The following is a 239-nucleotide window of genomic DNA, read 5'->3' as shown; positions in this document are numbered from 1 at the left end:
CGAATATCCGTTCTGGCTGTCGACCGGTCGCGTGCTGGAGCATTGGCATTCCGGCACCATGACGCGCCGGGTGCCCGAACTCTATAAGGCGTTCCCCGAGGCCGTGTGCTTCATGCATCCTGACGACGCGCAGGAGGCGAAGATCCGCCGCGGCGACGAGGTGAAGGTGGTCTCCCGCCGCGGCTTCATCCGTGTCCGCGTCGAGACTCGCGGCCGCGACCGGCCGCCGCGTGGCCTCG

The 239-nt window shown here is 68.6% G+C and carries 1 protein-coding gene; it reads left to right on the top strand.

The genetic code is table 11. From position 1 onward, the window contains the following. Positions 1-239, top strand: a 239-nt coding sequence (locus AC0L3B_RS40250; RefSeq protein ID WP_473383620.1) for a molybdopterin dinucleotide binding domain-containing protein, incomplete at both ends; no start/stop codon positions are given.

The sequence above is a fragment of the Bradyrhizobium sp. Kon56 genome (assembly GCF_055807635.1).
Note: the sequence above shows the minus strand (reverse complement) of the source record. Positions and strands in the feature narration are given on the sequence as shown.